Source organism: Curtobacterium sp. AG1037 (assembly GCF_003349855.1).
Lineage (GTDB): Bacteria > Actinomycetota > Actinomycetes > Actinomycetales > Microbacteriaceae > Curtobacterium > Curtobacterium citreum.
On record NZ_QQAO01000001.1, the window covers coordinates 281289 to 306769 of the forward strand.

The 25481-nt window shown below is 72.6% G+C and carries 23 protein-coding genes; 15 read left to right on the forward strand and 8 right to left on the reverse strand.

Annotated elements, in window-relative coordinates; genetic code table 11:
- Positions 1-20 precede the first annotated feature (20 nt).
- Positions 21-704, forward strand: a complete 684-nt coding sequence (locus DEU32_RS01295; protein WP_141863263.1) for a methyltransferase domain-containing protein — start codon at positions 21-23, stop codon at positions 702-704.
- Positions 705-753: 49 nt separating this feature from the next.
- Here DEU32_RS01295 and DEU32_RS01300 read toward each other — a convergent pair whose 3' ends face one another.
- Positions 754-1806 carry a zinc-dependent alcohol dehydrogenase family protein gene (locus DEU32_RS01300; protein ID WP_114848999.1) on the reverse strand — a complete coding sequence of 351 codons (1053 nt, stop codon included), beginning with the start codon at positions 1804-1806 and terminating at the stop codon, positions 754-756.
- A gap of 94 nt (positions 1807-1900) precedes the next feature.
- Here DEU32_RS01300 and DEU32_RS01305 point away from each other — a divergent pair, with 94 nt between their 5' ends.
- Complete coding sequence (locus DEU32_RS01305) at positions 1901-2845, forward strand: DUF3097 domain-containing protein (protein ID WP_258554743.1); 945 nt, start codon at positions 1901-1903, stop codon at positions 2843-2845.
- Positions 2846-3135: 290 nt separating this feature from the next.
- On the forward strand, positions 3136-3786 hold the full coding sequence (locus tag DEU32_RS01310) for a spermidine/putrescine ABC transporter substrate-binding protein (RefSeq protein ID WP_114849001.1): 651 nt from the start codon (positions 3136-3138) through the stop codon (positions 3784-3786).
- A gap of 25 nt (positions 3787-3811) precedes the next feature.
- On the opposite strand, the gene DEU32_RS01315 is transcribed toward DEU32_RS01310, so the two are convergent.
- Together DEU32_RS01315 and DEU32_RS01320 are read right to left on the reverse strand one after the other, a co-directional pair.
- A complete protein-coding gene (locus DEU32_RS01315; protein WP_229666744.1) occupies positions 3812-4789 on the reverse strand; it encodes a LacI family DNA-binding transcriptional regulator in 978 nt (325 codons plus the stop codon).
- Between the two features lie 62 nt (positions 4790-4851).
- The gene (locus tag DEU32_RS01320) at positions 4852-5271 is read right to left on the reverse strand and encodes a DUF3054 domain-containing protein (protein WP_114849003.1); all 420 of its coding nucleotides are present in this window, start codon (positions 5269-5271) and stop codon (positions 4852-4854) included.
- A 238-nt stretch (positions 5272-5509) separates the two neighbouring features.
- Between DEU32_RS01320 and DEU32_RS01325 the strand changes: the two genes are divergently transcribed.
- The 10 genes from DEU32_RS01325 to DEU32_RS01370 all read left to right on the forward strand — a co-directional run bounded on the left by DEU32_RS01325 (position 5510) and on the right by DEU32_RS01370 (position 17203).
- Complete coding sequence (locus DEU32_RS01325) at positions 5510-6685, forward strand: extracellular solute-binding protein (RefSeq protein ID WP_229666742.1); 1176 nt, start codon at positions 5510-5512, stop codon at positions 6683-6685.
- Positions 6682-7731, forward strand: a complete 1050-nt coding sequence (locus DEU32_RS01330) for an ABC transporter permease (RefSeq protein ID WP_229666740.1) — start codon at positions 6682-6684, stop codon at positions 7729-7731. The genes DEU32_RS01325 and DEU32_RS01330 overlap by 4 nt, the downstream gene beginning before the upstream one ends.
- A complete protein-coding gene (locus DEU32_RS01335) occupies positions 7728-8558 on the forward strand; it encodes an ABC transporter permease (protein ID WP_114849005.1) in 831 nt (276 codons plus the stop codon). Before DEU32_RS01330 ends, DEU32_RS01335 begins: the two co-directional genes overlap by 4 nt.
- Positions 8555-9670 carry an ABC transporter ATP-binding protein gene (locus DEU32_RS01340; protein WP_114849006.1) on the forward strand — a complete coding sequence of 372 codons (1116 nt, stop codon included), beginning with the start codon at positions 8555-8557 and terminating at the stop codon, positions 9668-9670. Before DEU32_RS01335 ends, DEU32_RS01340 begins: the two co-directional genes overlap by 4 nt.
- Positions 9667-11337, forward strand: a complete 1671-nt coding sequence (locus DEU32_RS01345) for an inositol monophosphatase family protein (protein ID WP_114849007.1) — start codon at positions 9667-9669, stop codon at positions 11335-11337. Before DEU32_RS01340 ends, DEU32_RS01345 begins: the two co-directional genes overlap by 4 nt.
- Before the next feature lie 120 nt (positions 11338-11457).
- Positions 11458-12213 carry a hypothetical protein gene (locus DEU32_RS01350; RefSeq protein WP_229666738.1) on the forward strand — a complete coding sequence of 252 codons (756 nt, stop codon included), beginning with the start codon at positions 11458-11460 and terminating at the stop codon, positions 12211-12213.
- A gap of 51 nt (positions 12214-12264) precedes the next feature.
- The gene (locus DEU32_RS01355) at positions 12265-13332 is read left to right on the forward strand and encodes an ATP-binding cassette domain-containing protein (protein WP_114849008.1); all 1068 of its coding nucleotides are present in this window, start codon (positions 12265-12267) and stop codon (positions 13330-13332) included.
- Positions 13329-14177 carry an ABC transporter permease gene (locus DEU32_RS01360; protein WP_208738894.1) on the forward strand — a complete coding sequence of 283 codons (849 nt, stop codon included), beginning with the start codon at positions 13329-13331 and terminating at the stop codon, positions 14175-14177. The genes DEU32_RS01355 and DEU32_RS01360 overlap by 4 nt, the downstream gene beginning before the upstream one ends.
- A 45-nt stretch (positions 14178-14222) precedes the next feature.
- Entirely contained in the window at positions 14223-16208 is a 1986-nt protein-coding gene (locus tag DEU32_RS01365; protein ID WP_114849009.1) for an amino acid transporter, read from the forward strand.
- Positions 16205-17203: a DMT family transporter gene (locus tag DEU32_RS01370; RefSeq protein ID WP_114849010.1), complete on the forward strand. Its 999-nt coding sequence runs from the start codon at positions 16205-16207 to the stop codon at positions 17201-17203. Before DEU32_RS01365 ends, DEU32_RS01370 begins: the two co-directional genes overlap by 4 nt.
- Here the strand turns inward: DEU32_RS01370 and DEU32_RS01375 are convergent.
- A complete protein-coding gene (locus DEU32_RS01375) occupies positions 17190-18872 on the reverse strand; it encodes a long-chain-fatty-acid--CoA ligase (RefSeq protein WP_114849011.1) in 1683 nt (560 codons plus the stop codon). The genes DEU32_RS01370 and DEU32_RS01375 overlap by 14 nt on opposite strands.
- 72 nt (positions 18873-18944) lie before the next feature.
- Between DEU32_RS01375 and DEU32_RS01380 the strand changes: the two genes are divergently transcribed.
- The gene (locus tag DEU32_RS01380; protein ID WP_058743199.1) at positions 18945-19868 is read left to right on the forward strand and encodes an oxygenase MpaB family protein; all 924 of its coding nucleotides are present in this window, start codon (positions 18945-18947) and stop codon (positions 19866-19868) included.
- A 56-nt stretch (positions 19869-19924) separates the two neighbouring features.
- Here DEU32_RS01380 and DEU32_RS01385 read toward each other — a convergent pair whose 3' ends face one another.
- The 4 genes from DEU32_RS01385 to DEU32_RS01400 form a co-directional block, all read right to left on the reverse strand.
- Positions 19925-20908, reverse strand: a complete 984-nt coding sequence (locus DEU32_RS01385; protein ID WP_114849012.1) for an aldo/keto reductase — start codon at positions 20906-20908, stop codon at positions 19925-19927.
- Between the two features lie 182 nt (positions 20909-21090).
- Complete coding sequence (locus DEU32_RS01390) at positions 21091-21657, reverse strand: TIGR03086 family metal-binding protein (RefSeq protein ID WP_114849013.1); 567 nt, start codon at positions 21655-21657, stop codon at positions 21091-21093.
- A 419-nt stretch (positions 21658-22076) separates the two neighbouring features.
- Positions 22077-22637 carry a YceI family protein gene (locus tag DEU32_RS01395; RefSeq protein WP_058743086.1) on the reverse strand — a complete coding sequence of 187 codons (561 nt, stop codon included), beginning with the start codon at positions 22635-22637 and terminating at the stop codon, positions 22077-22079.
- Positions 22638-22756: 119 nt separating this feature from the next.
- Entirely contained in the window at positions 22757-23701 is a 945-nt protein-coding gene (locus DEU32_RS01400; RefSeq protein ID WP_147281384.1) for a hypothetical protein, read from the reverse strand.
- A gap of 480 nt (positions 23702-24181) precedes the next feature.
- Here DEU32_RS01400 and DEU32_RS01405 point away from each other — a divergent pair, with 480 nt between their 5' ends.
- Complete coding sequence (locus DEU32_RS01405; protein ID WP_114849015.1) at positions 24182-25186, forward strand: aldo/keto reductase family protein; 1005 nt, start codon at positions 24182-24184, stop codon at positions 25184-25186.
- Positions 25187-25481: the final 295 nt, after the last annotated feature.

A 25481-nucleotide genomic window follows, 5' to 3' on the forward strand; every position in this document is an offset into this window, starting at 1 on the left:
GGGGGCCGCGCCTCCAGGCCGTGGACCTGAGCGCCCGCGCGACGGACCTGCGCGAACTGATGGACGACCCGGACTGCGACCCGCGCGCCTTGGAACGGACCTTCCGGCGGTTCGCCGTCGTGAACGCCCTGGTCAGCGGGTGGCGCGCGGCGTGGCGGACGCACGTCGTGCCGGCGCTGCCCGCCTCGGGACGCGCGCGGATCCTGGACCTGGGGTGCGGCGGGGGCGACCTGGCCCGGGCGCTCGTGCGCTGGGCGGGGAGCGACGGGTTCGCGGTCGAGGTCGTCGGGATCGACCCCGACGAGCGGGCGATCGCGTCGGCGCGCCGCTCCACCCCGCGGGGCGTGACGTTCCGACAGGCGTCGAGCGGCGAGCTCGTGGCCGCGGGGGAGCGCTTCGACGTCGTGGTGTCGAACCACGTGCTGCACCACCTGGACGACCCGGCGCGAGCGGCGTTCCTGGCGGACTCGGAGCAGCTCGCGACGAGTCGGGTGCTGCACTCGGACATCCGGCGGTCGCGGCAGGCCTACCGGGCGTACGCGGTGGCGTCGCCGCTCGTGGCGGCCGGGACGTTCGTGCGGGTGGACGGACTGCGGTCCATCCGGCGGTCGTTCACCGTGCCCGAGCTGCAGGACGTGCTGCCGGCGGGGTGGCGGGCGGAGCGGGCGGCGCCGCACCGGGTGCTCGCGGTGCGGGACGCCTGAGGGGAGCCCCGCGCGCGCCGGGTGCGCCGCGCGCGCCGCCAGCCGCGCGCTACGGGCGCAGCAGCACCTTGATCGCCCGCCGCTCGTCCATCGCCGCGTACGCCTCGGCCGCCTGCTCGAGGGGCAGCTCGAGGTCGAACACCTTGCCCGGCTCGATCGCCCGCGACAGCACGTCGGGCAGCAGCTCGGGGATGTACGCGCGCGCCGGGGCCATGCCGCCGCCGACGGTGATGTTCTTCGCGAACAGGAACGGCATCGGCAGCTCGGGGTCGCCCGCCGGGACGCCCACGTAGCCCACCGCACCACCGGGACGGACGACCCGGAGCGCCTGGTCCATGCTCTCCGCGGTGCCCACGGCCTCGAGGGCGCAGTCCGCGAGGTCCCCGCCGAGCAGCTCCCGCACCGCCGCGACGCCCTCGTCGCCGCGGGTCTCGACGACGTCCGTGGCGCCGAACTCCCGCGCGAGGGCCTGACGGTCGGCGTGCCGGCTCATCGCGATGATCCGCTCGGCACCCAGGCGCGCGGCCGCGAGCACGGCGGACAGCCCGACCGCGCCGTCGCCGACGACCACGACGGTCTTGCCCGGCCCGACCCCGGCGGAGACGGCCGCGTGGTGCCCGGTCGAGAAGACGTCCGACAGCGTCAGCAGCGACGGCACGAGGTCGTCGTCCACGTGACCCGGCACGACGACGAGCGTCGCGGCGGCGTCCGGCACGCGGACGTACTCGGCCTGCGCGCCGCCGAGCGGGTGCCCGTACGCGTCGGGCGTCACGCCGAAGGTCGACCCGTGGTCGCAGCCGCTCGTCATGCCGTGCGCACAGGCCTGGCAGGTGCCGTCGTTCGTGGTGAACGGTGCGATCACGAAGTCGCCGACGGACAGGCCGGTGACCGCGTCGCCGAGGGTCTCGACGACACCGACGAACTCGTGGCCGATCGCGCGGGGTTCCGTCGTGTCGCGGACACCACGGTACGGCCAGAGGTCCGACCCGCAGACGCAGGCTGCGGTGACCTTGACGACGGCGTCGGTGGGGTCGATGACGGTGGGGGCGTCACGCTCCTCGACGCGGATGTCGCGGGGGGCGTGGATGACGGTTGCGCGCACGATGGGCCTTCCGATCGGTGGTGGTCACGGCGCGTGCCGAGACGCGCCAGGGTGCCGGCGCCGTTGCGGGACCCGTCGACACTACGCTTCCCGGGTGGACGACGACCGGTACGGCAGTGACGTGCTCTCGGGCGACTGGCGCTCGCAGGGCGTCAAGAAGGTGCGGCAGGTGCCGCTCGAGCGCGACATGGTGCTCGAGGACCCGGACTCCGGCTGGGCGGGCGCCGTCGTGGGCCTCGAGGCGGGCAACGTCTCCTTGGAGGACTGGAAGGGGCGCACCCGCGCCTTCCCCTTCACCGGGCAGTTCCTGCTCGAGGGCGAACTCGTCACGCTCGGCCGCCCGCAGGCCCCGGTCGGCCGCTCCGGGGGTGCGCGTCCGGCCGCCGGTTCGACAGGTGGTGCGGCTGTCCCGGCCGGGAGGATCGGGGCAGCGCCCGCCGTCCGGCACGCGTCCGACGGTGGTCGCCTCCGCACCGCGTCCGGGTCGTTCGCGGTCGAGCAGCAGCGCGCGCGGGTGGCGCTCCCGTCGCGGATCATGGTCGAGGGCAGGCACGACGCCGAGCTCGTCGAGAAGGTCTGGGGCGCCGACCTCCGCGTCGAGGGCGTCGTGGTCGAGTACCTGGAGGGCGTCGACAACCTCGCCGAGGTGCTCGACGAGTTCCGGCCCTCGCGTGACCGTCGTGTCGGCGTGCTCGTCGACCACCTCGTCCCCGGGTCGAAGGAGTCCCGCTTCGCCGACGCCGTGATGCGCGGGAAGTGGGGCGCGCACGTCCTGGTCGTCGGGCACCCGTTCGTGGACGTCTGGCAGTCGGTGAAGCCGTCGCGGCTCGGGCTGACCGAGTGGCCGACGATCCCGCGCTCGATCGAGTGGAAGAAGGGGATCCTGCAGCACCTCGGCTGGCCTGCGGACGAGCAGGCCGACGTCGCCCGTGCCTGGCAGCGGATCCTCGGGCAGGTGCGGACCTTCGCCGACCTGGAGCCGCAGTTGCTCGGACGCGTCGAGGAGCTCATCGACTTCGTCACCGAGCCGAAGGCCTGACCCACCCGGCCACCCGCGCGCTCCCGCTGCGGGGCGGGCGCACCACGTGCCTCCCGGCCGTTGCGGCCTGCCCGCGTGCCCGCCTCGCCCACGCGAGCGGGCGGAATCCGCGGCGCGCGTCCGCCTGAGCCATCCGTTCTCGCCCACTCGCCGGGGTGGGCGCTCCCGCGTCGGACGCGCGTGCGCGTGAGCGGGCGGAATCGGAGGCAGAATCGCGCACGCGCCATCCGTTTCCGCCCGCTCGCGCGCGGTCCCGGGGTGAACGGCGTGTCGCGGCCTACTGTTGAGGGATGGACGGCATCGACGGGCGTGTACGCGGCGCCGTCGACGTGTGGCTCCGCTGGCTGCCGCGGTGGCAGATCGGCACAGCACGGCCGAGGACCCGGATCTGCGGGAAGTGCACCGGGTCCCCGATCGCGAGTGCGGCGGGCTTTGGGCCGGACGTCCCGCACGCCGTGCAGCACGCACTGATCGGGCGGATCTCGACGATCATCGAGGACGCCGTGGACGACTACACCGCGAAGAACCTCCCGCTGCTGCAGCGCGAGCTCGAACGGGCCGCGGCACGGAAGCGGCACGCGGGGTACCAGCCGACCGAGGGACTGTCGCCCGAGTTCCAGGGACTGGACGTCGATCCGGAGCCCTCGGCGGGGGAGCCGTTCCTGTTCACCCTCGGCGAGCTGACCGGCACGGGCGCGGCGGAGCAGGCCCCGCGCGAACCCCTGTCCGAGGAGGCGAAGGCCGCGCTCCGGCACGAGATCGCGCTGTCCGACGAGTGCGCCCGCGCGACCGGGACGGCGGTGTGCCTGGCGCTCGTGGAGCACCGGCCGCGGATCGCCGAGGCCGTCGAGCGCCTGGTGGAACCGCAGATCGCGGCGCTCGTGTCGGACATGTTCCGCGGGTTCGACGGCCCGGAGGCCACTCGCGACGGCCTGTTCTGAGCAGGGAGCACCAGCGCGGCGATCGTCAGGACACCGCGCGGAGCGTCCGACCCGGGATGACGGTGCCGCGGAGCGATCGGTGCTCGACCGGACGGGACGGGTCGTCGATGCGGCCGACGACGAGGTCGATGGCCTCGCGGCCGATCCGCTCGATGGGCTGCTCGAGGGTCGTGAAGCCGATCCAGTCGTTCGCCAGCGGGAAGACCCCGTCGAAGCCGGTCACCGAGAGGTCCTCCGGCACACGGATCCCGCGGCGGGACAGGGCGTCGCAGAGCTCGAGCATCAGTCGGTCGGTCGGGCACATCACGGCCGTTGCCCCGGACTCGCGCACGGCGTCCTGGACGTCCGCAGCGAGGTCGGACACCGGTCGGACGAAGCTCGCGTCGAGGTCGACCGCGCGCACCCCGTGCTCCCGGAGCCGCTCGACCATCGCGCGGGTGCGGGCGTGCTGGGTCAGGGCGTCGCCGACCGGGACGGTGAGCACGACCGCGGTCCGGTGACCCGCGGCGACGACGGCGTCCGCGATCGTCGCGCCGCCGTGCGTCTCGTCGCAGTACACGCTCGACAGGGCCGGGTGCAGCTCGGGTCGACCGGCGACGACGGTCGCGATGCGGGGCGCGAACTCGGCGATCTCCGCCGCGGGCATGAGGCCGCTGCAGACCACGAGTCCGTCGACGCGCATCGACACCAGGGCGGCGAGCGCCGACTTCTCGTCCTGCACGCGTCCGACCCCGGTGGTGGTCACGACGCGGTAGCCGAGCTCGGAGGCCCGCCGCTCCATCACGGCGTGCAGCGCGGTGTAGACCATCGACGAGGCGTCACGGACGAGCATCCCGATGGTGTGCGTGCGGCCACTGACGAGCCCCCGCGCCATGGCGTTCGCGACGTACCCGAGCTCGGCCGCGGCGCGTTCGACGCGCTCGCGGGTCTCGTCGGAGAACCGACCGGTTCCGGACAGGACCCGGGACACCGCGGACTTCGAGACGCCCGCGCGGGCCGCCACGTCGAGGATCGTCGGCTGCGCGCCGCGCCCCCGGGGTCGCCGGTCGCCGTCGGCCTCGCCGCTCACCTGCCCGCCGCGGGGTGCCGGGTCCGGCGCGAGCGACGCGCGCCGGTGACCGCGGCCACGACGGCGCGCCATCCGACCACGAACACGGCGAGGACGATCGTCGCCACGATCACGAACGACAGCGGCAGGGGGTCGCCGGAGACGTCCCCCTGACCGGTCAGCACGCGGAGCAGCAGCCCGACGACGACCGTGGCCACCCAGACGACCACGCCCGTGGGCCACACCCGCATCGGCGCACGCCAGGCCCGGACGACGAGGAAGCCGACGAGCCACCCGGCGAGGAACGGGTACGCGGTCGTCCAGACGCCGGCGGCCGAGGTGGTCTCGCCGTGTGACGAACGCCCGATGGTCGCGAACGCGACGACCAGGACGACGTCGACGACCGCAGCGGTCCAGGTACGGGTGCGTGCGTGCATGCCGTCATCATCGCAGGCTGCGCAGCGGACCGGAGCCTGAACGTCCCGGTACGTCGAGTTCACCCGGTGGCGACGTCTCCGGCACCCGTCGTTCACCCGGGGTCGCCACACTCGACCACCGTGCGGGAACGTTCCCGCACCGCGCGTCACCGCACCGCACCGCACCCCAGACCCACCCGCGTCCCACGCGCCCCACCCCACCGCACCTCCCGACCCCACGAACCAGGAGACCCCCGACGTGAAGACACGAGCCGTGCACCCCCGGTCCCTCGCCGGCATCGCGATCGCCGCCACCGCAGCCGTCGCCCTGTCCGGCTGCGTCCAGAGCGCGAACGCCTCGAGCGCGGGCGACGACGCGAGCAACGGCACCACGAACCTCACCGTGTTCATCAGCGGCGACACCAACGTCCAGGCGCTCTGGGACGGGTCGCTCATCCCCGCGTTCGAGAAGGCCCACCCGAACGTCCACGTCTCGACGAGCATCGACCTGCACGGGCAGCACGACGCCCAGACCCAGGCCAACCTGACCACCGCGGTCAAGGCGGACAAGACCGTCGCGTACGACCTGGTCGACGCCGGCTGGGTCTCCACCGTCGGCAAGGCCGGGCTGCTGTCCACGGTCAGCGCCAGCGCGATCCCGAACCTGAAGAACGTCCCCGAGGCGACGAAGCGCCAGGGTGGCGACGCCGCGATCCCGTACCGGGCGTCGAGCGTCCTGCTCGCCTACGACACGAAGAAGGTCACCGACCCGCCGAAGACGCTCGACGACCTGCTGGCGTGGATCAAGCAGCACCCGGGCGAGTTCGCGTACAACTCCCCGGCGTCGGGCGGCTCGGGCGGCGCGTTCGTCATGACGGTGCTCGCGAAGTACCTGTCGGGGTCGGAGCAGGCGTCGATGCAGACCTCGTACGACAAGTCGCTCGAGTCGAAGTGGGACGAGGGATTCCAGACCCTCAAGGACCTGGGCCCGTCGATGTACCAGAAGGGCGTGTACCCGAACGGCAACGACCAGGTCCTGCAGCTCCTCGGCTCCGGGCAGATCGCCATGGCCCCGGTCTGGAGCGACCAGTTCATCACCGCGCAGAAGGCCGGCACGATCGGCAAGGACGTCGCCTTCACGCAGATCTCCGACCCGTCGTTCACCGGGAGCGCGAGCTTCCTCGGCATCCCGAAGACCGAGCCGGAGGCGAAGAAGCAGGCCGCGGAGGAACTCGCCGACTTCGTCCTGTCGTCGAAGGGGCAGCAGCTCGTCGCGAGCGCCGTCTCCGGCTACCCGGTGGTCCCGCTCGACTCGCTCCCGAAGTCGGTCGCCCAGCAGTTCGCCGACGCCGACCCGTCGACCCTCCGCCTCGGCTTCCAGAGCCAGTTCGCCGCCGACATGAACGCGGCGTGGGACGCGAAGGTCCCGCAGTGACGCAGGTGACCGACCGGGAGGCCCGTGGCGACTCCGCCACGGGCCTCCCGCCCGCCCCGTCGCCGGCTCCGTCGCCGGCACTGACCGGCCGCACCGGTCCGTCTCGGCCCTCGCGCCCGCAGCCCGGTCCGTCGCCGGAGGAGCGCCGCCGTCGGCGCCGCGCCGCCGGGACCGGGCTCGCGCTCGTCGCCGCCCCGGTGCTCGTCGTCGTGCTCTTCGTCGGCGTCCCCGTGGTGAACGCCGGACTGTTCTCGCTCGGCTCCACCGGCGGCCTCAACCAGGCGCTCGCCGACATCGGGCAGGACACCGTGCACGGGTTCTCGTTCGCGGTGTACGGCGCGCTGCTCGGCGACCCCGTCTTCCGCCGCGACCTGGTGGCGACGCTCGGCGTGACCGCGCTGTCGACCGGCCTGACGGTCGCGCTCGCGGTCGTCGTCGCGGTCGTGCTCCGGCTCCGCGGCGGTGTGGTCGGGTCGACCCTCAGCGTCCTGGCGGTCGTGCCGATCTTCGTGCCGGTCGTCATCGCGAGCTGGTCGGTGCTGACCTTCACGGACGGCCAGGGGTTCGTCAGGAGCCTCGGCGCGCAGGTCGGCCTCGACCTGCCCGTGTGGGGGTACACGCTGGTGGCGGTCGTCTTCGGCAGCGTCTGGACGAGCCTGCCGTTCGCGGTGCTCATGATCGCGGGTGCGCTGCAGGGCGTGCCCGACGCGCTCGTGGACGCGGCCCGGGACGCCGGCGCGGGGACGTGGCGGGTGGTCTGGCGGGTGCTCCTGCCGATGGCCGCGACCCCGCTCGTGATCGCGACGACCTTCACCGTGATCGGGGTCCTCGGGTCGTTCACGGTGCCGTACTTCACCGGCCCGAACGCCCCGTCGATGCTCGGCGTCGACATCGCGAAGTACTTCCAGGCCTACAACCGCCCGCAGCAGTCCACCGCGATGGCGTTCGTCGTGTTCGCCTTCGCCGCCGCGGCGAGCGTCTTCTACATCCGCTCCACCGTGCGGGCGAACGCACGGGAGCTCGCGACGAAGGGAACGGCACGATGACGCAGCACGGCGGGACGATCCGGCGCGCCACGGGGACCGCGCTCGTGTGGGCCACCGCGGCCGTGCTGGCGGTGTTCATCGCCGGCCCGCTCCTGTGGCTCGCGGCCCGCGCGTTCGCGACGAGCTGGACGTACCCGAACCTGCTGCCGGACGGGTGGACGCTGCACTGGTGGACCACCGTGTTCGACGACCCTGGGCTCGGCGTCGCGGTGCAGAACTCGCTCGTGCTCGCCCCGCTCACGGTGGCCATCGCGGCCGTGGTGTGCCTGCCGGCGGCGTGGGCGATCAGCCGGATCGACTTCCCGGGGCGTCGGGTGGTGCTCGTCGGGCTGTTCGCGACGAACGCGTTCCCGAAGATGGGCCTGTTCGTGACGATGTCCGCGATGTTCACCGCGCTCGACCTGATGAACACCGTCGCGGGGATCCTCATCGTGCACGTCCTCGGCTGCGTGGTGTTCATGACCTGGCTGCCCGCCGCCGCGTTCTCCGCCGTCCCGCGCTCCCTCGAGGAGGCCGCGCGTGACGCCGGCGCCGGTCGCTGGCGCACGTTCCTGACGGTCACGCTGCCGATCGCGTGGCCGGGGATCCTGGTCGCCGTCGTGATGTCGTTCCTCGCCTCGTTCGACGAGGCCCAGGGCACGTACCTCGTCGGCGCCCCGACCTACATGACCATGCCGACCGAGATGTACTCGCTCGTCCTGAACTCCCCGCGACAGGTCTCGGCGGTGTTCGCGATCGCGCTGAGCATCCCCTCCGTCCTGCTCATGACCCTGGCGCGGAAGCACATCATGGGCGGCCGTCTGGCGGACGGCTTCCAGATCCGATGACCGACACGACCACCCAGAAGGGCGACCAGATGACGGACGCACCCTTGCTCTCGGACCGCGCCACGCGCCTCCCGGCCGGTTCTCCCGACCCAGCGGAGGACCGCAGCGCGTCCACCGGACTGTCGGTACACGGTCTGCGGAAGACCCTCGGCGGGCGCGACGTCGTCGCCGGCATCGACCTCGACGTCGCACCGGGCGAGCTCGTCTCGCTGCTCGGGCCCTCCGGATGCGGCAAGACGACCACGCTCCGGATGGTGGCGGGGTTCCTGACGGCCGACGCCGGCGTGGTGACCATGGGCGACCGGGACGTGACGACCCTCGGGCCGGAGCGCCGGCCGAGCGCGATGGTGTTCCAGAACTACGCGCTCTGGCCGCACATGACGGTCACGCAGAACGTGGCGTTCCCGCTCCGCACCCGTCGCGTGCCGAAGGCACAGACGGCGGAGCGGGTGCGCGCCGCGCTCGAGCTCGTGGGGCTGACACACCACGCGACCTCGAAGCCGACCGCGATCTCGGGTGGCGAGCAGCAGCGCGTCGCGCTCGCGCGCGCGGTCGTGCAGGAGCCGGACGTGCTGCTCCTCGACGAGCCGCTGTCGAACCTCGACGCGAAGCTCCGCGTCGGCGTCCGTGACGAGATCCGGCGCATCCAGCAGCGCCTCGGCATCACGACCGTGATCGTCACGCACGACCAGGACGAGGCGCTGAGCATCTCGGACCGGATCGCGGTCATGCACGACGGGCGGATCGAGCAGATCGCGACGCCCGCGGCGCTCTACGCCCGGCCGGCCACGCTGTTCGTCGCCGGCTTCATCGGGTCCGCGAGCACGGTGGCGGGTCGGTTCCTGACCGGGACGCCCGCGACCGTCGGCGCGGACGACACGGTGCTCGTCCGACCGGAGCAGGTGACGCTCTGCGAGGACTCGCCGCTCCGCGCGACCGTCGCCCGTGTCCTGGTGCGCGGGCACTTCGCCGAGGTCGTGCTCGCCGCGGACGACGCCGAGCTCCGGGCGTACGTGACGGGGCCGCCACCCGCGGTCGGGAGCGAGACCGGCGTGCGGTTGGGCGAGGTCCTGGTCTACCGTGACGGCCTGCTCGCCGAGGTGGTCCGGTGACCGCCGCGCAGCGTGCGGCCGACGTGGTCGGGTCGGTCCCGTCTGCCGCGTCGGACGTCGTGGTCGGGTCCGCCGGGTCCGTAGCGGTGGCACCCCCTGGCACGGCCGGGAGGCACGGTGCCCGTCCGCCACGCCTCGTCGCCCACCGCGGTGCGCCGCGGGTCCGGCGCGAGAACACGCTGCCGGCGGTCGCCGTCGCGGCGGCGCTCGGCGCGGAGACGATCGAGGTCGACGTCCGACGCACGGCGGACGGCGTCGCGGTCCTGCTGCACGACGAGACCCTCGGCCGGATGTGGGGCGACGCCCGTCGGGTCGCGGACGTCGACTGGTGCGACGTCGCCCGGCTCGGCAACGGGATCGACCGCATCCCGCGGCTCGATGCCGTGCTCGAACGGCTGGACGGCGAGTCCACCACGCTGCTCGTCGACCTGACCGACCCGGAGGACGCCGTCGTCGCCGCCCGCACGGTCGCCGGGCACGGTGGGGCGGTCCCCGTCGCCTGGTGCGGCTCGGTGCCGGCGATGGTCGCGGTGCGCTCGGTGCTCCCGGACGCCGACGTCTGGTTGGTGTGGGAGTCGCTGCTGCCGCCCACGCCCGAGGACCTCGACGAGCTCGCACCCTCCACGCTGAACCTGGAGCTCGCGTTCCTGACGCCCGACACCGTCACCACGGCGCACGCCCTCGGCCTGCAGGTCTCGGTGTGGACCGTCGACGAGGCCGAGCCGGCCGCCTGGGCCGCCGCGCAGGGCGTCGACTCGATCACCACGAACGACGTCGGCCTGGTCCGGGCGGCGATCGAGGCCGCCGCGCGCCGCGGGCCGGACGCCGGGGACCGCGAGCCGACCGAGACCGAGGTCGCCTCGCGGGCGCAGGCGCTCGCGCACCGGTTGGCGCACGAGGTGATCGCGTTCACGCGCGAGCACCCCGTCGGCGAGGTCACGACGAAGGCGCACGCCGCGGACCTCGTGACCGACGTCGACCGGATGGTCGAGCAGTTCGTCCGCTCCCGGGTCCGCAGCGCGTTCCCGACGCACGGCTTCACGGGCGAGGAGTACGGCGCGTCCCCCGGCGACCGCCACCGCTGGTACCTGGACCCCGTCGACGGCACGACGAACCTGGTCAACGGCGTGCCGTGGACCGCGATGTCGCTGTGCCTGGTCCGGGGCGGACGCCCGCTCGTCGGGGTCGTCGCGGATCCGTGGCGCGGCGAGGTCCTCGAGGCCCGACGGGGGCGCGGCGCGGTGCTCCGGGAGCGCCCGCTCAGGCTCGACGACGTCCCGCGCTCGCTCGCCGGGGCCGTCGTGGGCACCGAACTCGACGGTCACCGGCCGTGGCCGGGCTTCGAGGCGTTCCTGCACGCCCTCGCCGACCGGTCCTGCACGTTGCGGGTCCAGGGCTCCGGCACGATGACGATCGCCCAGGTCGCCGCGGGTCGGGGCGTCGGGGGCTGCGTCGGTGCGTTCTCGCCGGTCGACCACGGCGCCGCGGTGCTGCTCGTGCACGAGGCCGGTGGCGTCGTGCTCACCCGCGGTGGCCCCGTCGACGGGTTCCCGCCGGAGGGGGAGCCGTTCCTCGTCGCCCACCCGGGCGCCGCGGACGAGCTGTACGCGGTGTGGACGGCGGCGCTCGCCGCGGGGTCGGCGGCGGGTCGGGCCCCGTCGAGCTGACCCGGCTCGGGCTCTCGGCCGACTCTGTGCGTGCGTACAGTCAGCGGTCGTCGCCGCTCCCTAGGGTGGCAGTCCACGGCACGTCCCGACCGGGCCGTCCTGCACCGAAGGAGCATCGCCATGGGATTCCTCGACCGTCTGCTCGGCCGTCCCGACCGGGACCGCCGGACGCCGGACCAGTGGGGGCAGCCGCAGACCGGACAGCCGCAGTGGGGGCAGCAGCAGTGGGGCCAGCCGCAGCCGTCCGTGCAGCAGCAGGGGTACCGGTACGGGCAACAGTCGTACCAGGTCCCGCCGCAGCAGCCGGACGCCAGGGGAGCGGGCGGGACCGCCGAGGACGAGCGGGCCGTCGAACGGTACCGCTACCTGCTCCGCACGGCACCGCCGGAGCGCATCGAGGAGGTCCACGCCGAGGCGTTCGCCACCCTGTCGCCCGAGCAGCGCCGGATGGTCTACGACGAGTTCACCCGGTCGGCGCCCGCCGGCGAGGCCCCGCGCGGGGACGACCCCCGTTCCCTGGCCCAGGCGGCGACGCGGTCCGAGATCCGGCAGCCCGGGTTCATGGAGCGGTCGCTCGGCGGGATGGGCGGCGGTGCCGGCGCGATGGGCCAGCGCGGCGGTCCCTCGTTCGGGCGGATGATCGGTGCCTCGATCCTCGGCACGGTCGCCGGCTACGTCATCGGTTCGGCGATCATGAGCGCCTTCCTGCCGGACGCGGGATCGTTCGACGGCGGTACCGATGCTGCGGGTGACGGCGGTCCGGAGGACACTGGTGCCGAGAACGCGTCGTACGACGACGGTGGCGGCTCCGACTTCGGGGGCGGCGGCGGCTTCGACGACTTCGGTGGCGACATGGGCGGCGGATTCGACGTCTGACGCCGAGGCCACCGACCCTCCGACACCGAGCATGTCCGACGAAGGAGCGGCATGGCCATCATCGAGGCCTCCGGGCTGACCAAGACGTACCGCTCGAAGTCCGGCCCGGTGCACGCCCTGGCCGGGCTCGACCTGTCCGTGCCCGAGGGGACCGTGACGGCGCTCCTCGGCCCGAACGGCGCGGGCAAGACCACGACCGTCAAGGTGCTGACCACCCTGGTCACGCCCGACTCCGGCACCGCGACGATCGACGGCGTCGACGTCGTGGCCGACCCGCAGGCCACCCGGCGCTCGATCGGGGTGTCCGGGCAGTACGCGGCGGTCGACGAGAACCTGACCGGGTTCGAGAACCTCGAGATGATCGGGCGGCTGTACCACCTCGGTCGCCGGACGGCGCGGCAGCGGGCGCGTGAGCTCATCGACGTGTTCGAGCTCTCCGAGGCCGGGGACCGCCCCGTCAAGGGCTTCTCCGGCGGCATGCGACGGCGCATCGACCTCGCGGGTGCGCTCGTGATGAACCCGCGCGTGCTGTTCCTGGACGAGCCGACCACCGGTCTCGACCCGCGCAGCCGCCTGGCGCTCTGGGGCATCATCGAGGGCCTCGTGTCGGACGGCGCGACCGTGCTGCTCACCACGCAGTACCTGGAAGAAGCAGACCAGCTCGCCGACGACATCGCCGTGATCGACGACGGCACCGTGATCGCCGAGGGCACCGCCGACGAGCTCAAGGCCCAGGTCGGCGGACACCGCGTGGTCGTCACGCTCGTCGACCCGGCCGACGCGGACGCGGTCCACACCGTGCTGCAGCGGTTCGGCGTCGGTGCGGTCGAGACCTCCGGCGACCGGCGGACGTCGGGCATCGCGGTGGACGCCGGTCCGGCGGCCCTCCAGCGGGTGCTGGCCGACCTCGGCACCGCCGGGATCGAACTGCACGACGCGGGCATGCGGCGCCCGACCCTCGACGACGTGTTCCTCCGGCTCACCGGGCACGCCGCGACGGCGGACGAGGCGGCGGCGACCGGCGGGGCGGGGCCGGGACGATCCTCCCGGCGGGGTCGCGATGACCACGGCACGACGTCGGCCGACACGGCGGACCAAGCCGCGGAGCGTGTCCGGTGACCGCCATCGGCACGGCGACCGGACGCCAGCTGCCCGTCGTCGTCACGTCGCCCGTCGCGGTCTGGTTCGAGGACGGCTGGACCGTCACGAAGCGGAACCTCGTGAAGATCAAGCGGTCCCCGGACATGCTCGTGTTCGCGGTCCTGCAGCCGATCATGTTCGTGCTGCTCTTCAGCCAGGTCTACGGCGGCGCGATCCAGGTGCGGGGGACGGACTACACGCAGTTCCTGATGGCGGGGATCTTCGCCCAGACCGTCGTGTTCGGGGCGACGTTCTCCGGGTCCGCGATGGCGCAGGACCTGAAGGAGGGGCTGATCGACCGCTTCCGGACCCTGCCGATGTCGGCCTCGGCCGTGCTCGTCGGACGCACGAACTCGGACCTCGTGCTCAACGGGATCTCGATGGTGATCATGATGGCCACCGGGCTCGCCGTCGGGTGGCGGGTGCAGTCCGCGCCGCACGAGTTCCTGGCCGGGGTCGGGCTGCTGCTGCTCTTCAGCTACGCGTTCAGCTGGGTGATGGCCCTGCTCGGGATGAGCGTGAAGACGCCGGAGGTCATCAACAACGCCTCGTTCATGATCCTGTTCCCGCTGACGTTCATCTCGAACGCCTTCGTGCCGAGCGAGACGATGCCGCTCGTCCTGCGCGTGTTCGCGGAGTGGAACCCGGTGTCGTCCCTCGTGCAGGCCGCGCGTGGACTGTTCGGCAACGTCGGGACGGCGCCGGTGCCGGACGTCTGGACGATGCAGCACCCGGTGCTCACCGTGCTCGTCGGCATCGCCGTGATGCTCGCGGTCTTCGTGCCGTGGGCGGTGAACAAGTACACCCGGATCAGCGCGAAGTAGACCCGTGCTCCCGCGGACCACCGGGACCGCTTACCATCGTCTCTCGTGACAGCGACCGATGCCGAGCGCGCCGCCCAGCGCGACGCCACCGAGCAGGCCCCCGACCGGAGCACCAGGCTCCGTCGCTGGATGCTGCACGGGGCCGACCAGGGGGCCTCGCACCAGGGACCGCACCAGGTCGAGGTCGAGAAGACCCACCCGTGGTGGCGGGTCATGTGCCTGACCGGCGTCGACTACTTCTCGACGCTCGGCTACCAGCCGGCCATCGCGGCCCTCGCCGCCGGGCTGCTGTCCCCGATCGCCACGATCGTGCTCGTCCTCGTGACCCTGTTCGGTGCGCTCCCGGTGTACCGCCGGGTCGCGCAGGACAGCTTCAAGGGTGCCGGCTCGATCATGATGCTCGAGAAGCTCCTGCCCTGGTGGGCTGGGAAGCTCTTCGTGCTCGTGCTGCTCGGCTTCGCGGTGACGGACTTCATGATCACCATGACGCTGTCGGCCGCCGACGCCACGGCGCACATCGCCGAGAACCCCTTCACGCCGCACTGGTTCACCGACATCCCGGTGCCCCTGACGCTCGCGCTCCTCCTGCTGCTCGGCGTCGTGTTCCTCCGCGGCTTCAAGGAGGCGATCGGCATCGCCGTCGGGCTCGTCGCCGTGTACCTGACGCTCAACGCCGTCGTCGTCGGGGTCGCGCTCTGGCACGTGTTCGAGCGTCCCGTCGTGGTCGACGACTGGTGGACCGGCCTCACCACGCAGCACAGCAACCCCCTCGTGATGATCGGCATCGCGCTCGTGGTGTTCCCGAAGCTCGCACTCGGCCTGTCCGGCTTCGAGACCGGCGTCGCGGTCATGCCGCAGGTCCGCGGCGACGCCACCGACGGCACGAGCGCACGCCCCGAGGGCCGCATCCGGGGGACCCGTCGCCTGCTCACCACCGCGGCGATCATCATGAGCTCGTTCCTCATCACGTCGTCGATCGCGACGACGTTCCTCATCCCGCAGCGCGAGTTCCAGCCCGGCGGGCAGGCGAACGGCCGGGCCCTGGCGTTCCTGGCGCACGAGTACCTCGGCAACGTCTTCGGCTCGGTGTACGACTTCTCGACGGTCGCGATCCTGTGGTTCGCGGGTGCGAGCGCGATGGCGGGCCTGCTCAACCTGGTGCCCCGGTTCCTGCCCCGCTACGGGATGGCGCCGCAGTGGGCCCGTGCGACGCGTCCGCTCGTGATCATCTTCACGCTCATCGCCTTCGCCATCACGATCCTGTTCGAGGCCAACGTCGACGCCCAGGGCGGCGCGTACGCGACCGGTGTCCTCGTGCTCATCACGAGCGCCGCCTTCGCGGTGACGCTGTCCGCGCGCCGGAAGCAGCAGCGGAAGCGCGTGGTGGCCTTCGGGGTCATCACCGTCGTGTTCGTCTACACGACCGTCGCGAACATCATCGAACGGCCGGACGGCGTCCGGATCGCCGCGGTGTTCATCGTCGCGATCGTGGTCGTCTCGCTGGTCTCCCGTGTCCGCCGCTCGTTCGAGCTGCGGGCGTCCTCGATCGAGCTCGACGCCGTCGCCCGGCAGTTCATCGAGGCCGACGCCGACCAGTTCAGCGCCGTGTGCATCATCGCGAACGAGCCGGGTGCCGGCACCGCTGCCGCCTACCAGGCGAAGGGGCGCGAGGAACGACGCGACTCCGGCATCCCCGCCCGCGTGCCGACGATGTTCCTCGAGGTGCTCCCCGCCGACTCGTCGGACTTCGAGGAGGACCTGCTCGTCGAGGGCCACGTCGTGCACGGGCACCGCGTGCTCAAGGTTCGCTCGGGCAACGTGCCGAACACGATCGCGTCGACGCTGCTCGCGATCCGGGACATCGCCGGGGTCGTACCGGGCATCTACTTCGAGTGGAACGAGGGCAACCCGATCCGGAACGCGATCCGGTTCGTCTTCACCGGCGTCGGCGACGTCGCCCCGGTCACGCGAGAGGTGCTCCGAGAAGCCGAACCGGACGTGAACCGGCGGCCGACCGTCCACGTGTCGTGACCGACGGGGCGGTCGTGCACCGCGCCTCCCGGCCGCTCGGCGGGTCCGTGGCGGTGCTCGTCGCCGCCACGGTGTGGGGCACGACCGGCACCGCGACGCACTTCGCCCCCGGGGTCCCGGCGTTCGTGTTCGGGGCCGTCACGTTCGGACTCGGCGGGCTCCTGCTCGCCGCGACGACCGGTCGCCCGGCGGTCCGTGCCCTGGGTCGGGCGGGGACCCGCGGCTGGGCGCTGCTCGGCGCCGCGTCGCTCGTCGTCTACGCGGTGGCCTTCTACGCCGCGCTCGCCGACGCGGGGGTCGCGCTCGGCACCACGGTCGCGATCGGGTCCTCGCCGGTCTTCGCCGGTCTGGTCGAGTGGGTCGCCGACCGTCGGCGGGCGAGCGGCCGCTGGGTCGTGGCGACCCTGGTGAGCGTCGCCGGCATGGTGCTCGTGACGCTCGCGCGCTCCGAGGCCGCCGGCTCCGGGGCGCTGCCGGTGGGGCTCGGGAGTGCGCTGCTCGCCGGGCTGACCTACGCGACGTACTCGTGGGCGGTCGCGCGCGGGATGCACGCGGCCACGCGGACCGTGCCCGTGCCGGTCCCTGCGCCGGAGCCGGCGCGCGGACCGGGCGTCGGTGACGCGCGCGGCGTCCTGGGCGCGGTGTTCGGGCTCGCGGCGCTGCCGCTGGTCGTCCTCGCCCTGGTCGCCGGTCGGGACGCGCTCGTGCTCGGGGTGAACTGGCCGGTGTTCCTCTACCTGGCGCTCGTGCCGACGGTGCTCGGGCACTCCCTGTACGCCGTCGGACTCCGGAGCGTCAGTGCCTCGGCCGCGACGCTGCTGTCCCTGTTCGAGCCGGTCGTCGCCGCGGTGCTCGCCGTGCTCGTCGTCGGGGAACACCTCGGCGGAGCCGGCTGGATGGGCGTCGCCCTCGTGATCGGCGGCCTGGCGCTGCTCGCGCTGCCGGGTGGACGCCCGGCAGCGCGGGAGCGATCGGTCCGGGTCAGTTCCCGGTGATCTGGTCGCGCACCTTGCGCCGGAGCACCTTGCCGATCATCGAGCGCGGCAGGTCCTCGACCACGACGATCCGTCGCGGCACCTTGTAGGCCGCGAGCTGGTCGCGGGACCACGCGCGGAGCGCCTCGGCGTCGAACGTCCTCGGGTCCTTCGGCACGACGGCCGCGACGACCTGCTCGTTGCCGCCCTGCGTGATGCCGACGACCGCGACCTCGCGCACGCTCGGGTGCTTGAGCAGTGCGTCCTCGACCTCGGACGGGGACACGTTGAACCCACCGGTGATGATGAGTTCCTTGAGCCGGTCGACGATGCTGACGAAGCCGTCGGCGTCGATCGACACCACGTCACCGGTGCGGAACCAGCCGTCCGGGGTGAAGACCTCGTCGGTCGCCTCGGCCTTGCCCCAGTACCCGCGGAACACCTGCGGGCCCTTCACCTGGAGCTCGCCGGCCTCGCCCGTGCCGAGCACCTTCGTCGGGTCGTCCGGGTCGACCACACGCGCCTCGGTCGACGAGAGCGGGAGGCCGATCGCGCCGAGTCGCCGCTCCGGGGAGACCGGGTTCGCCATCAGCACGGGCGAGCACTCGGACAGGCCGTAGCCCTCGACGAGGTACCCGCCGGTGCGGGCCTCCCACGGCTCGACGACGTCCTGCGACAGCGGCATCGCGCCGGAGATGCCGATCTCGATGCCCTGCAGCGACACCTTCGCCGAGTCGGCGGCGTGCTGCAGGCGGGTGTAGATCGGCGGCACGGCGGGCAGGAACGTCGGCGGGTGCTTCTTCATCGCCTTGAGGACGAGGGCCGGGTCGAACGCCGGGAAGAGCACCAGGCGCGAGGCCATGCTCATCGCGAAGGTCAGGCAGAGCGTCAGGCCGTAGGCGTGGAACATCGGCAGCACCGCGTACACGGTGTTGTCGCCGCGGCGGATCTGCGGCACCCACGCGCGTGACTGCGCGGCGTTCGCGAGCAGGTTCCGGTGACTGAGCACCGCGCCCTTCGGCACCCCGGTGGTGCCGGACGTGTACTGGATGAGCGCGACGTCGCTCGTCGCCGGACGCGGGTGCCGCTTCGACAGCTTCCGCGTCGACACCAGGTCGTCCCACTTCGTCGTGCCGCGCACGCTCGTGGTCAGCTTCGCGCGGGACTCCCGCGCCTTCGCGACCGGCAGCGCCAGGGCGAGGCGCGTCGTGCGGGGCATCGCACGGGTCAGGTCGACCGAGACGATCGCGTCCACCGCGACGTCTGCGGGGAAGTCCTGCAGCGTGGCGACCGACTTGTCCCACGCGATCGCGACCTTCGCGCCGTGGTCCTCGAACTGGTGCCGGAGCTCGCGGGCCGTGTAGAGCGGGTTGTGCTCGACGACGATCGCACCGAGCCGGAGCACCGCGTAGAAGGCCACCACGTGCTGCGGGCAGTTCGGCAGCACGATGGCCACCCGGTCGCCGGCCGTCAGGCCGAGCTTCCGCAGTCCGTTCGCGGCGCGCAGGATCTGCTCCTGCAGGTCCGCGTAGGTGGTGGTCCGGCCGAAGAACTCGAGCGCCACCTTCCCCGGGAACCGTGCCGCGGACTGCTCCACGATGTCGGCGAGGGAGCCCGTGGGCTCCTCGATGTCGTGCGGGACCCCCGGGGCGTACGAGGCAAGCCAGGGACGAGGCGTGTCGATGCTCACCCGGCCAACCTACCGGCGGGGTGCTGCCGACGGTCAGTGCTGACTGTCAGGGGCGCGACGGACGATGGGTGCATGCCTTCCGTGTCCGACGCGTTCCGCACCCGCCTCAACGACACCTTCACCAACGGCGCCACCGAACGACCCGAGTGGATCGACGCCCTCGAGCAGGGCTCCGACGCCGGGTTCTTCGGGCCGGGCTCCGCCACCTGGGCGGTGCACGGCGGCAACCACACCGTGCTCGCGGGCGTCCGCGCGCTCCTCGTGCAGGCGCTGCACCCCGGTGCGCTCGCCGGCGTCGCCGACCACTCCCGCTACCGCGAGGACCCGTTCGGACGGCTCGCCGGCACCATCCGCTGGATCTACACGGTCTCGCACGGCGACACCGAACAGGCCACGCACGCCAGCCAGTGGGTGCGGAAGCTGCACGAGCGGGTGGTCGGGGAGTACGTCGACGGGCACGGGGTCACCCGGCCGTACGCCGCGAACGACCCGGACCTGGCCCGCTGGGTGCACCTCGCGTTCACCGACGCGTTCCTCCGCAGCGCGCAGGTCTGGGGAGCGCCGATCCCAGGCGGGGCCGACGCCTACGTCCGCGAGTGGGCGATCGCCGGACGCCTGATGGGCGTCGACGACGCACCGGAGTCCGAGTCCGAGCTCCGCGCGCAGATGAACGGGTACCTCGACCGCGGCGAACTCAAGGCCGACGCCCGCACCCACGACGTGGTCCGGTTCATCAAGGACCCGCCGCTCGCGCGGCTGCTGCGTCCCGGTTACCGCGCGCTCTTCGACGGTGCGGTCCTGTCGCTCGACCCGCGGCACCGCTCGATGCTCGGCCTGCGGACGCCGGCCGTCGGCCCGGTGGCCCTGCCCGTCCGTCAGGTCGCGGGCGTGGTGCTCGACGGGATCGGCGCGGTGCTCGGCAACACCCCCGGATCGGAGCGCGCAGCGCTCGTCCGCATCGCCCGCCTGCAGGGCGCGTCCGACGCGACCGACTGACGGACAGGAGGCACGGTGCCAGCCGACACCGTGCCTCCTGTCCGCCCCGTGGTGCGTCAGAAACCGGACGGCACCCGCGGCGTGTAGGCGGACTCGAGTCGCGACACCTCGTCCGGGGTGAGCTCGATCGCGGTCGCGGCGACCGCGTCGTCGATGTGGTGCTCCTTGGTCGCGCCGATGATCGGTGCGCTGACCGCGGGCTTCCCGGCGACCCACGCGAGGGCGATCTGCGCCATGCTCGCGCCGCGCGCCTCGGCGACCTGCTGCACCGCGTCGACGATCGCGCGGTTCGCGGCCTCGTCCTGGCGGTAGAGCGTCTTGCCGAACTCGTCGGTGTCGGCGCGGCTGCCGGAGCCCTGCGCGTCCCAGGGGCGGGTGACGCGACCGCGGGCGAGCGGGCTCCACGGGATCACGCCGACACCCGTCGCCTGCGCGAACGGGTGCATCTCGCGCTCCTCCTCGCGCTCGAGCAGGTTGTACTGGTCCTGCATGCTGACGAACCTCGTCCAGCCGTGGCGCTCCGCGACGTGCTGCATCTGCGCGAACTGCCACGTCCACATGCTGCTCGCGCCGAGGTAGCGCGCCTTCCCGGCCTTGACGACGTCGTGCAGTGCCTCCATCGTCTCCTCGATCGGCGTGTGCGGGTCGAAGCGGTGGATCTGGTACAGGTCCACGTAGTCCGTGCCGAGGCGGGTGAGCGAGGCGTCGATCTCGTGCATGATCGCGGCGCGTGACAGCCCGGCGCCGTTCGGGCCGGGGCGCATGCGGTTGAAGACCTTGGTGAAGACCTGGACCTCCTCACGCGGGGCGATCTCCTTGAGGAGCGCGCCGGTGATCTCCTCGCTCGAGCCCGCGGAGTACACGTTGGCGGTGTCGAACGCGGTGATGCCGGCTTCGTACGCGCGGCGGACGAAGGGCCTGGCGTCGTCGATGTCGACGCTCCACGGGTGCGCGCCCTGGTCCGGCCGGCCGTACGACATCATGCCGAGGACGACCCCGCTGATCTCCAGGCCGGAGGCTCCGAGGCGCGTGGTCGGCACACGGGTGGTCGGGGTCGTGTCCGTGTCCGTGTCCGTGGCCGAGCGGGCGGTATGTGCTGCGTTCTGGTCGGGCTGGTCGCTCGTTCCGCCCGCTCGGCGCGAACGGGCGGAATCTGCTGCGTCCAGGTCGTCGTGGTCGTTCGTTTCGCCCGCTCGACTCGACCGGGCGGAGGCTGCATCGCTCATGCGTTCACCCTGGCATCGCGCCCTGTGACGGCGAGCAGGCGGACCTGCAGCGGAGCGTCGTCGTCGACGTCGACCGGGGCGGCGTAGAGGCCGGTCGCGGCGAGGTCCTCGATCTGCGGCTCGAAGTACTCCCACACTGCGCGGACGAGATCCTCGGGGAGCGTCTCGTTCGACCCGGTCGCCCGTGCCAGGTCCCAGGTGTGGATGGCGATGTCGCTGGTCTGTTCGGTGAGGTACTGCCGCGCGCTCACGACGTCGGTGCTCAGGTGCACGGGGACGTCAGCGGGCGAGTTCCGCCAGGCCTCGGTCGCGTCCGCCGCGTACTTCGCCCACTCGGCGGGCAGATCGGCGCCGATCGGCTCGAGGTCGGCCTCGGCCTGCGCGTAGTCGCACCCGGTCAGGAGCTTCGGGATCCACCGCTGCTCGTCGATCACGTGGGCGACGAGGTCCCGGGTGGTCCACTCGGAGTCGGGGGTGGGGGCGTCCCAGTCGGTGACGGCGTCGACGCGGCGGCCGAACTCGGCTGCTGCGAGGGCCTGCAGCGCGATCCAGTCGGTGGCCATGATGGTGCTCCTGTTCTTCGGGACGGGTCGTCGGTGGTCGGCGTCTGTCCGGTCCTGGTGGAACGGCCGGCGAGAGCGGGCGATTCCCGTCGTTCATCGGTCACGGTACGCCGGGGCGGGCGGCCGAGATGGGGTCTGGTGAACGGATGGGTTGGGGCGAACGGGCGGAATCGGCGGGGTTGGTGGTCGCTGCGGCGCACATCTCGCCCGCTCGCGCTCGGCTGCTCGTGTTCGCGCCCGACGACGCCGATGCCGACGGCCACGCCAGGCCAGGCAGGCACCAGTGGCCGGGAACGCCGAACGGCCCGGCTCCGTGGGGGAGGAGCCGGGCCGTTCGCCGGGTACTGCAGGTGTTCGGTGCCCTGGTCAGCCGCTGAGCGTCACGCGGACGAGCTGCAGCCGGACGGGGTCGAGGGTGCTCAGGCCGCCTGGAGGACGAACTGCACGTCGAGGTTGATGGTGACGTCGTTGCCGAGCGTGAAGCCACCGGCCTCGAGCGCAGCGTTCCAGTTCACGCCGAACTCGGTGCGGTCGATCTTGGTCGTCGCCTCGGCACCGAGCTTGACCTGGCCGTAGCCGTCGGTCGTGACGCCGCCGAACTCGGTCTTCAGGGTGACGTTCTTGGTCACGCCACGGAGCGAGAGCTCGCCGTCGATCAGCATGTCGTCGCCGTCCTCGCGGATGCCGGTCGACTTGAAGGTCATCTGCGGGTGCTCCTCGGCGAGGAAGAAGTCGCCGGTCGCGAGGTGCTGGTCGCGCTGCTGCTGCTTGGTGTTGACGCTGGCGACGTCGATCGAGGCCTCGAGCGTCGAGTCGAGGGGGTTCTCGGCCGTGACGAGCGTGGCGTCGAAGCGCTCGAACGAGCCCTTGACCTTGCTGATCGCGAGGTGGCGGACGGAGAAGGTGACCTCGGAGTGCGTGGGGTCGATCTTCCAGGTACCGGTCTGGTAGCCGGGGATGGCGGAGGCGGTGAGCGTCATGGTGACTCCTTCGAAGCGATGGTCTGCGGTTCCCGAACAGCACACACTTTTACATGCGCCTGCATCGAACCCGATGGTAGCCCATTCTGCACCCGTTTGGTTGAAGCGTCAACCAATGTTCACGAGACAGACGTGAGCCGATGCCACGGACGTGAGTCGTGCCTCCCGTCCGAACCCGTCCGCAGGAGGCGAGCCACCCGCCGGACGAACTCGTCGACCAGCGGGCCGACGTCGTCGGCGGTCGCTCGTACCAGCCACCAGTCGACGTCCTTCAGGCGTTCTCCGCGGGTGAGGTCCTTCCGGAAGGTGCGGGCGTCGGTGCGGTGCAGATCGCTCTCGTACTCGATGGCGACGCGTGCGTCCGGGTAGGCGAGGTCGACACACGCGACCCAGCGGCCGTGCTCGACGACGTCGTGGTTCCGGAGCGGTTCTGGGAGCCCTCGCCGGACGAGTGCGAGTCGGAGGCGGGTCTCGCCGGGGCTCCGCGACCCGACCCGGACGAGTTCGAGGGCTGCCCTCGCGCGCCGGGTGCCCCGCGCGCCGCGGTGTCTGCGCAGGGCTCGCCGGAGCTCGTCGACGGTGCACCAGTTCAGCCAGCCGACCAGTGCGTCGCCGACGACGACGAGCTCGTCAACCGTCAGGGCGGTGGCGAGCATCACGAAGGTGTCCTCGGGAGCGACGAGGGCGGCGGCGCCCGAGTACACCACTCGGATGCGCCCCTGCCTGGTGCGGTGGCCGATCGTCCCGCGAACCCGCAGTGCCTGGTCCGTCCCGATGGTCGTGACGTGCACGCGTCGGTCGCGTTCGAGCCGCACGGGCAGCGGGACGCCCAGCAAGTGGGCGGCGGTCGCGTGGCTGAACGCCTGATCGCGGCGCAGTCGTGGTGCGACGGCGCGTGCGAGCTCGTCGTGCGAGCGGGGTGCTGTCCAACTCCGCGTGCCGTGGAACGGTCGGACGAGGCGGCGGGAGCGCAGGACGGCTTGCGAGACGCCGCGGTGCAGGGCCTCACGGACGCGGAACGGTCGCGTCCGGAGGCTGTGGGGGAAGTGCACTGCGAAGTCCATGCCGGCAGCGTTGCCCAGCAGGCCGGGCCGTGGGCGGTCGGAGCGATCGACTGTGGATGGTCGAGCCGCGATGCGGGTTGTGGAGGAGCGGGAGCGAGGGGCTGGAGCGGGAGCGGGCGGGCGCGGCGCGGGAACGCGTGCGGCTCGCGGCACGCGAGCGGGCGGAACGGGCGGTGGACGGGAGGTGCGGGGCGCGTGTTCCGCCCGCTCGCGTCCGGCGGGCGGCGCGGACGGCGCGGGCGGCGCGAGCGACACGCGAGCGGGCGGAAACGACGTAGGACGGGAGCCGCGGGGCGCGTATTCCTCCCGCTCGCGTCCCAGGCGCCCCGCCCCGCGCCCCGCGCACCCCGCCCCGCGCGCCCCGCCCCGCGCACCCCGCCCCGCGCGCCCCGCCCCGCGCACCTCGCCCCGCCCCGCCCGCACCAACCAGGTACTCGCACGGCCACTCATCGCCGCCCGGGCCCCGGTAGCGTCAGGACCATGGAATTCAGGTACCTGGGCAACTCCGGACTCAAGATCTCCGAGATCACCTACGGCAACTGGCTGACGCACGGCTCGCAGGTCGAGAACGACGTCGCGACCCAGTGCGTCCGCGCCGCCCTCGAGGCCGGCATCACCACGTTCGACACCGCCGACACGTACGCCAACACCGCCGCCGAGACCGTGCTCGGCGAGGCGCTGAAGAGCGAGCGCCGCCAGTCGCTCGAGATCTTCACGAAGGTCTACTGGCCGACCGGGCCGAAGGGGCACAACGACGTCGGCCTCTCCCGCAAGCACATCATGGAGTCGATCGACGGCTCGCTCGAGCGCCTCCAGACCGACTACGTCGACCTCTACCAGGCACACCGCTACGACCACGAGACCCCGCTCGAGGAGACCATGCAGGCCTTCGCGGACGTCGTCCGCCAGGGCAAGGCGCTCTACATCGGCGTCAGCGAGTGGAACGCCGAGCAGATCCGCGCCGGCGCCGCACTGGCGAAGGAGCTCGGGTTCCAGCTCATCTCGAACCAGCCGCAGTACTCGATGCTGTGGCGCGTCATCGAGGGAGAGGTCGTGCCCGCCTCGAAGCAGCTCGGCCTCAGCCAGATCGTCTGGTCGCCGATCGCCCAGGGCGTGCTGACGGGCAAGTACAAGCCGGGCCAGCCGGCCCCCGAGGGCTCCCGCGCCACCGACGAGAAGGGCGGCGCGGACATGATCAAGCGGTTCATGCGGGACGAGGTCCTCGAGGCCGTACAGCGCCTGCAGCCGGTCGCCGACCAGGCCGGCCTGACGCTCGCCCAGCTCGCGATCGCGTGGACGCTGCAGAACCCGAACGTGGCCTCCGCGATCGTCGGTGCGTCCCGCCCGGAGCAGGTCACGGACAACGTCAAGGCAGCGGGCGTCACCCTCGACGCCGACGCGCTCGCCGCGATCGACGACGCGCTCGGCGACATCCCGGAACGCGACGCGAGCAAGACGGTCAGCCCGGAGCGGCGCCCCGCGTAACGCGCGACGGACCGACGGACGGGAGGCACGGTGCCGGCTGGCACCGTGCCTCCCGTCCGTCGTCCCGTCACCACACAGCGCTCGCGACCGTCCAGACGGACGGGGGATCTGACCCCTGATCAGCCGAAACGCTGACGGATGTTCACTGATGAACAGCAGGTGTCGCGGAACTGGCAGGGTCCTGGCAGACCGTGTACCCCACCCAAACCACCCCGTCGCGTGCCCCCGAAGAGGGGGCATGACCCGAACCGACACCCCCGTTCTGGTGCCACCCGGCATCGGGCCGGTGCCGACC

Coding starts and splice junctions, on each gene's coding strand:
- DEU32_RS01380 (WP_058743199.1), top strand. CDS start 18,945: ATGCCTTCCGTGTCCGACGCGTTCCGCACCCGCCTCAACGACACCTTC.
- DEU32_RS01400 (WP_147281384.1), bottom strand. CDS start 23,701: ATGGACTTCGCAGTGCACTTCCCCCACAGCCTCCGGACGCGACCGTTC.
- DEU32_RS01355 (WP_114849008.1), top strand. CDS start 12,265: ATGGCCATCATCGAGGCCTCCGGGCTGACCAAGACGTACCGCTCGAAG.
- DEU32_RS01335 (WP_114849005.1), top strand. CDS start 7,728: ATGACGCAGCACGGCGGGACGATCCGGCGCGCCACGGGGACCGCGCTC.
- DEU32_RS01405 (WP_114849015.1), top strand. CDS start 24,182: ATGGAATTCAGGTACCTGGGCAACTCCGGACTCAAGATCTCCGAGATC.
- DEU32_RS01390 (WP_114849013.1), bottom strand. CDS start 21,657: ATGGCCACCGACTGGATCGCGCTGCAGGCCCTCGCAGCAGCCGAGTTC.
- DEU32_RS01395 (WP_058743086.1), bottom strand. CDS start 22,637: ATGACGCTCACCGCCTCCGCCATCCCCGGCTACCAGACCGGTACCTGG.
- DEU32_RS01320 (WP_114849003.1), bottom strand. CDS start 5,271: ATGCACGCACGCACCCGTACCTGGACCGCTGCGGTCGTCGACGTCGTC.
- DEU32_RS01350 (WP_229666738.1), top strand. CDS start 11,458: ATGGGATTCCTCGACCGTCTGCTCGGCCGTCCCGACCGGGACCGCCGG.
- DEU32_RS01310 (WP_114849001.1), top strand. CDS start 3,136: ATGGACGGCATCGACGGGCGTGTACGCGGCGCCGTCGACGTGTGGCTC.
- DEU32_RS01340 (WP_114849006.1), top strand. CDS start 8,555: ATGACCGACACGACCACCCAGAAGGGCGACCAGATGACGGACGCACCC.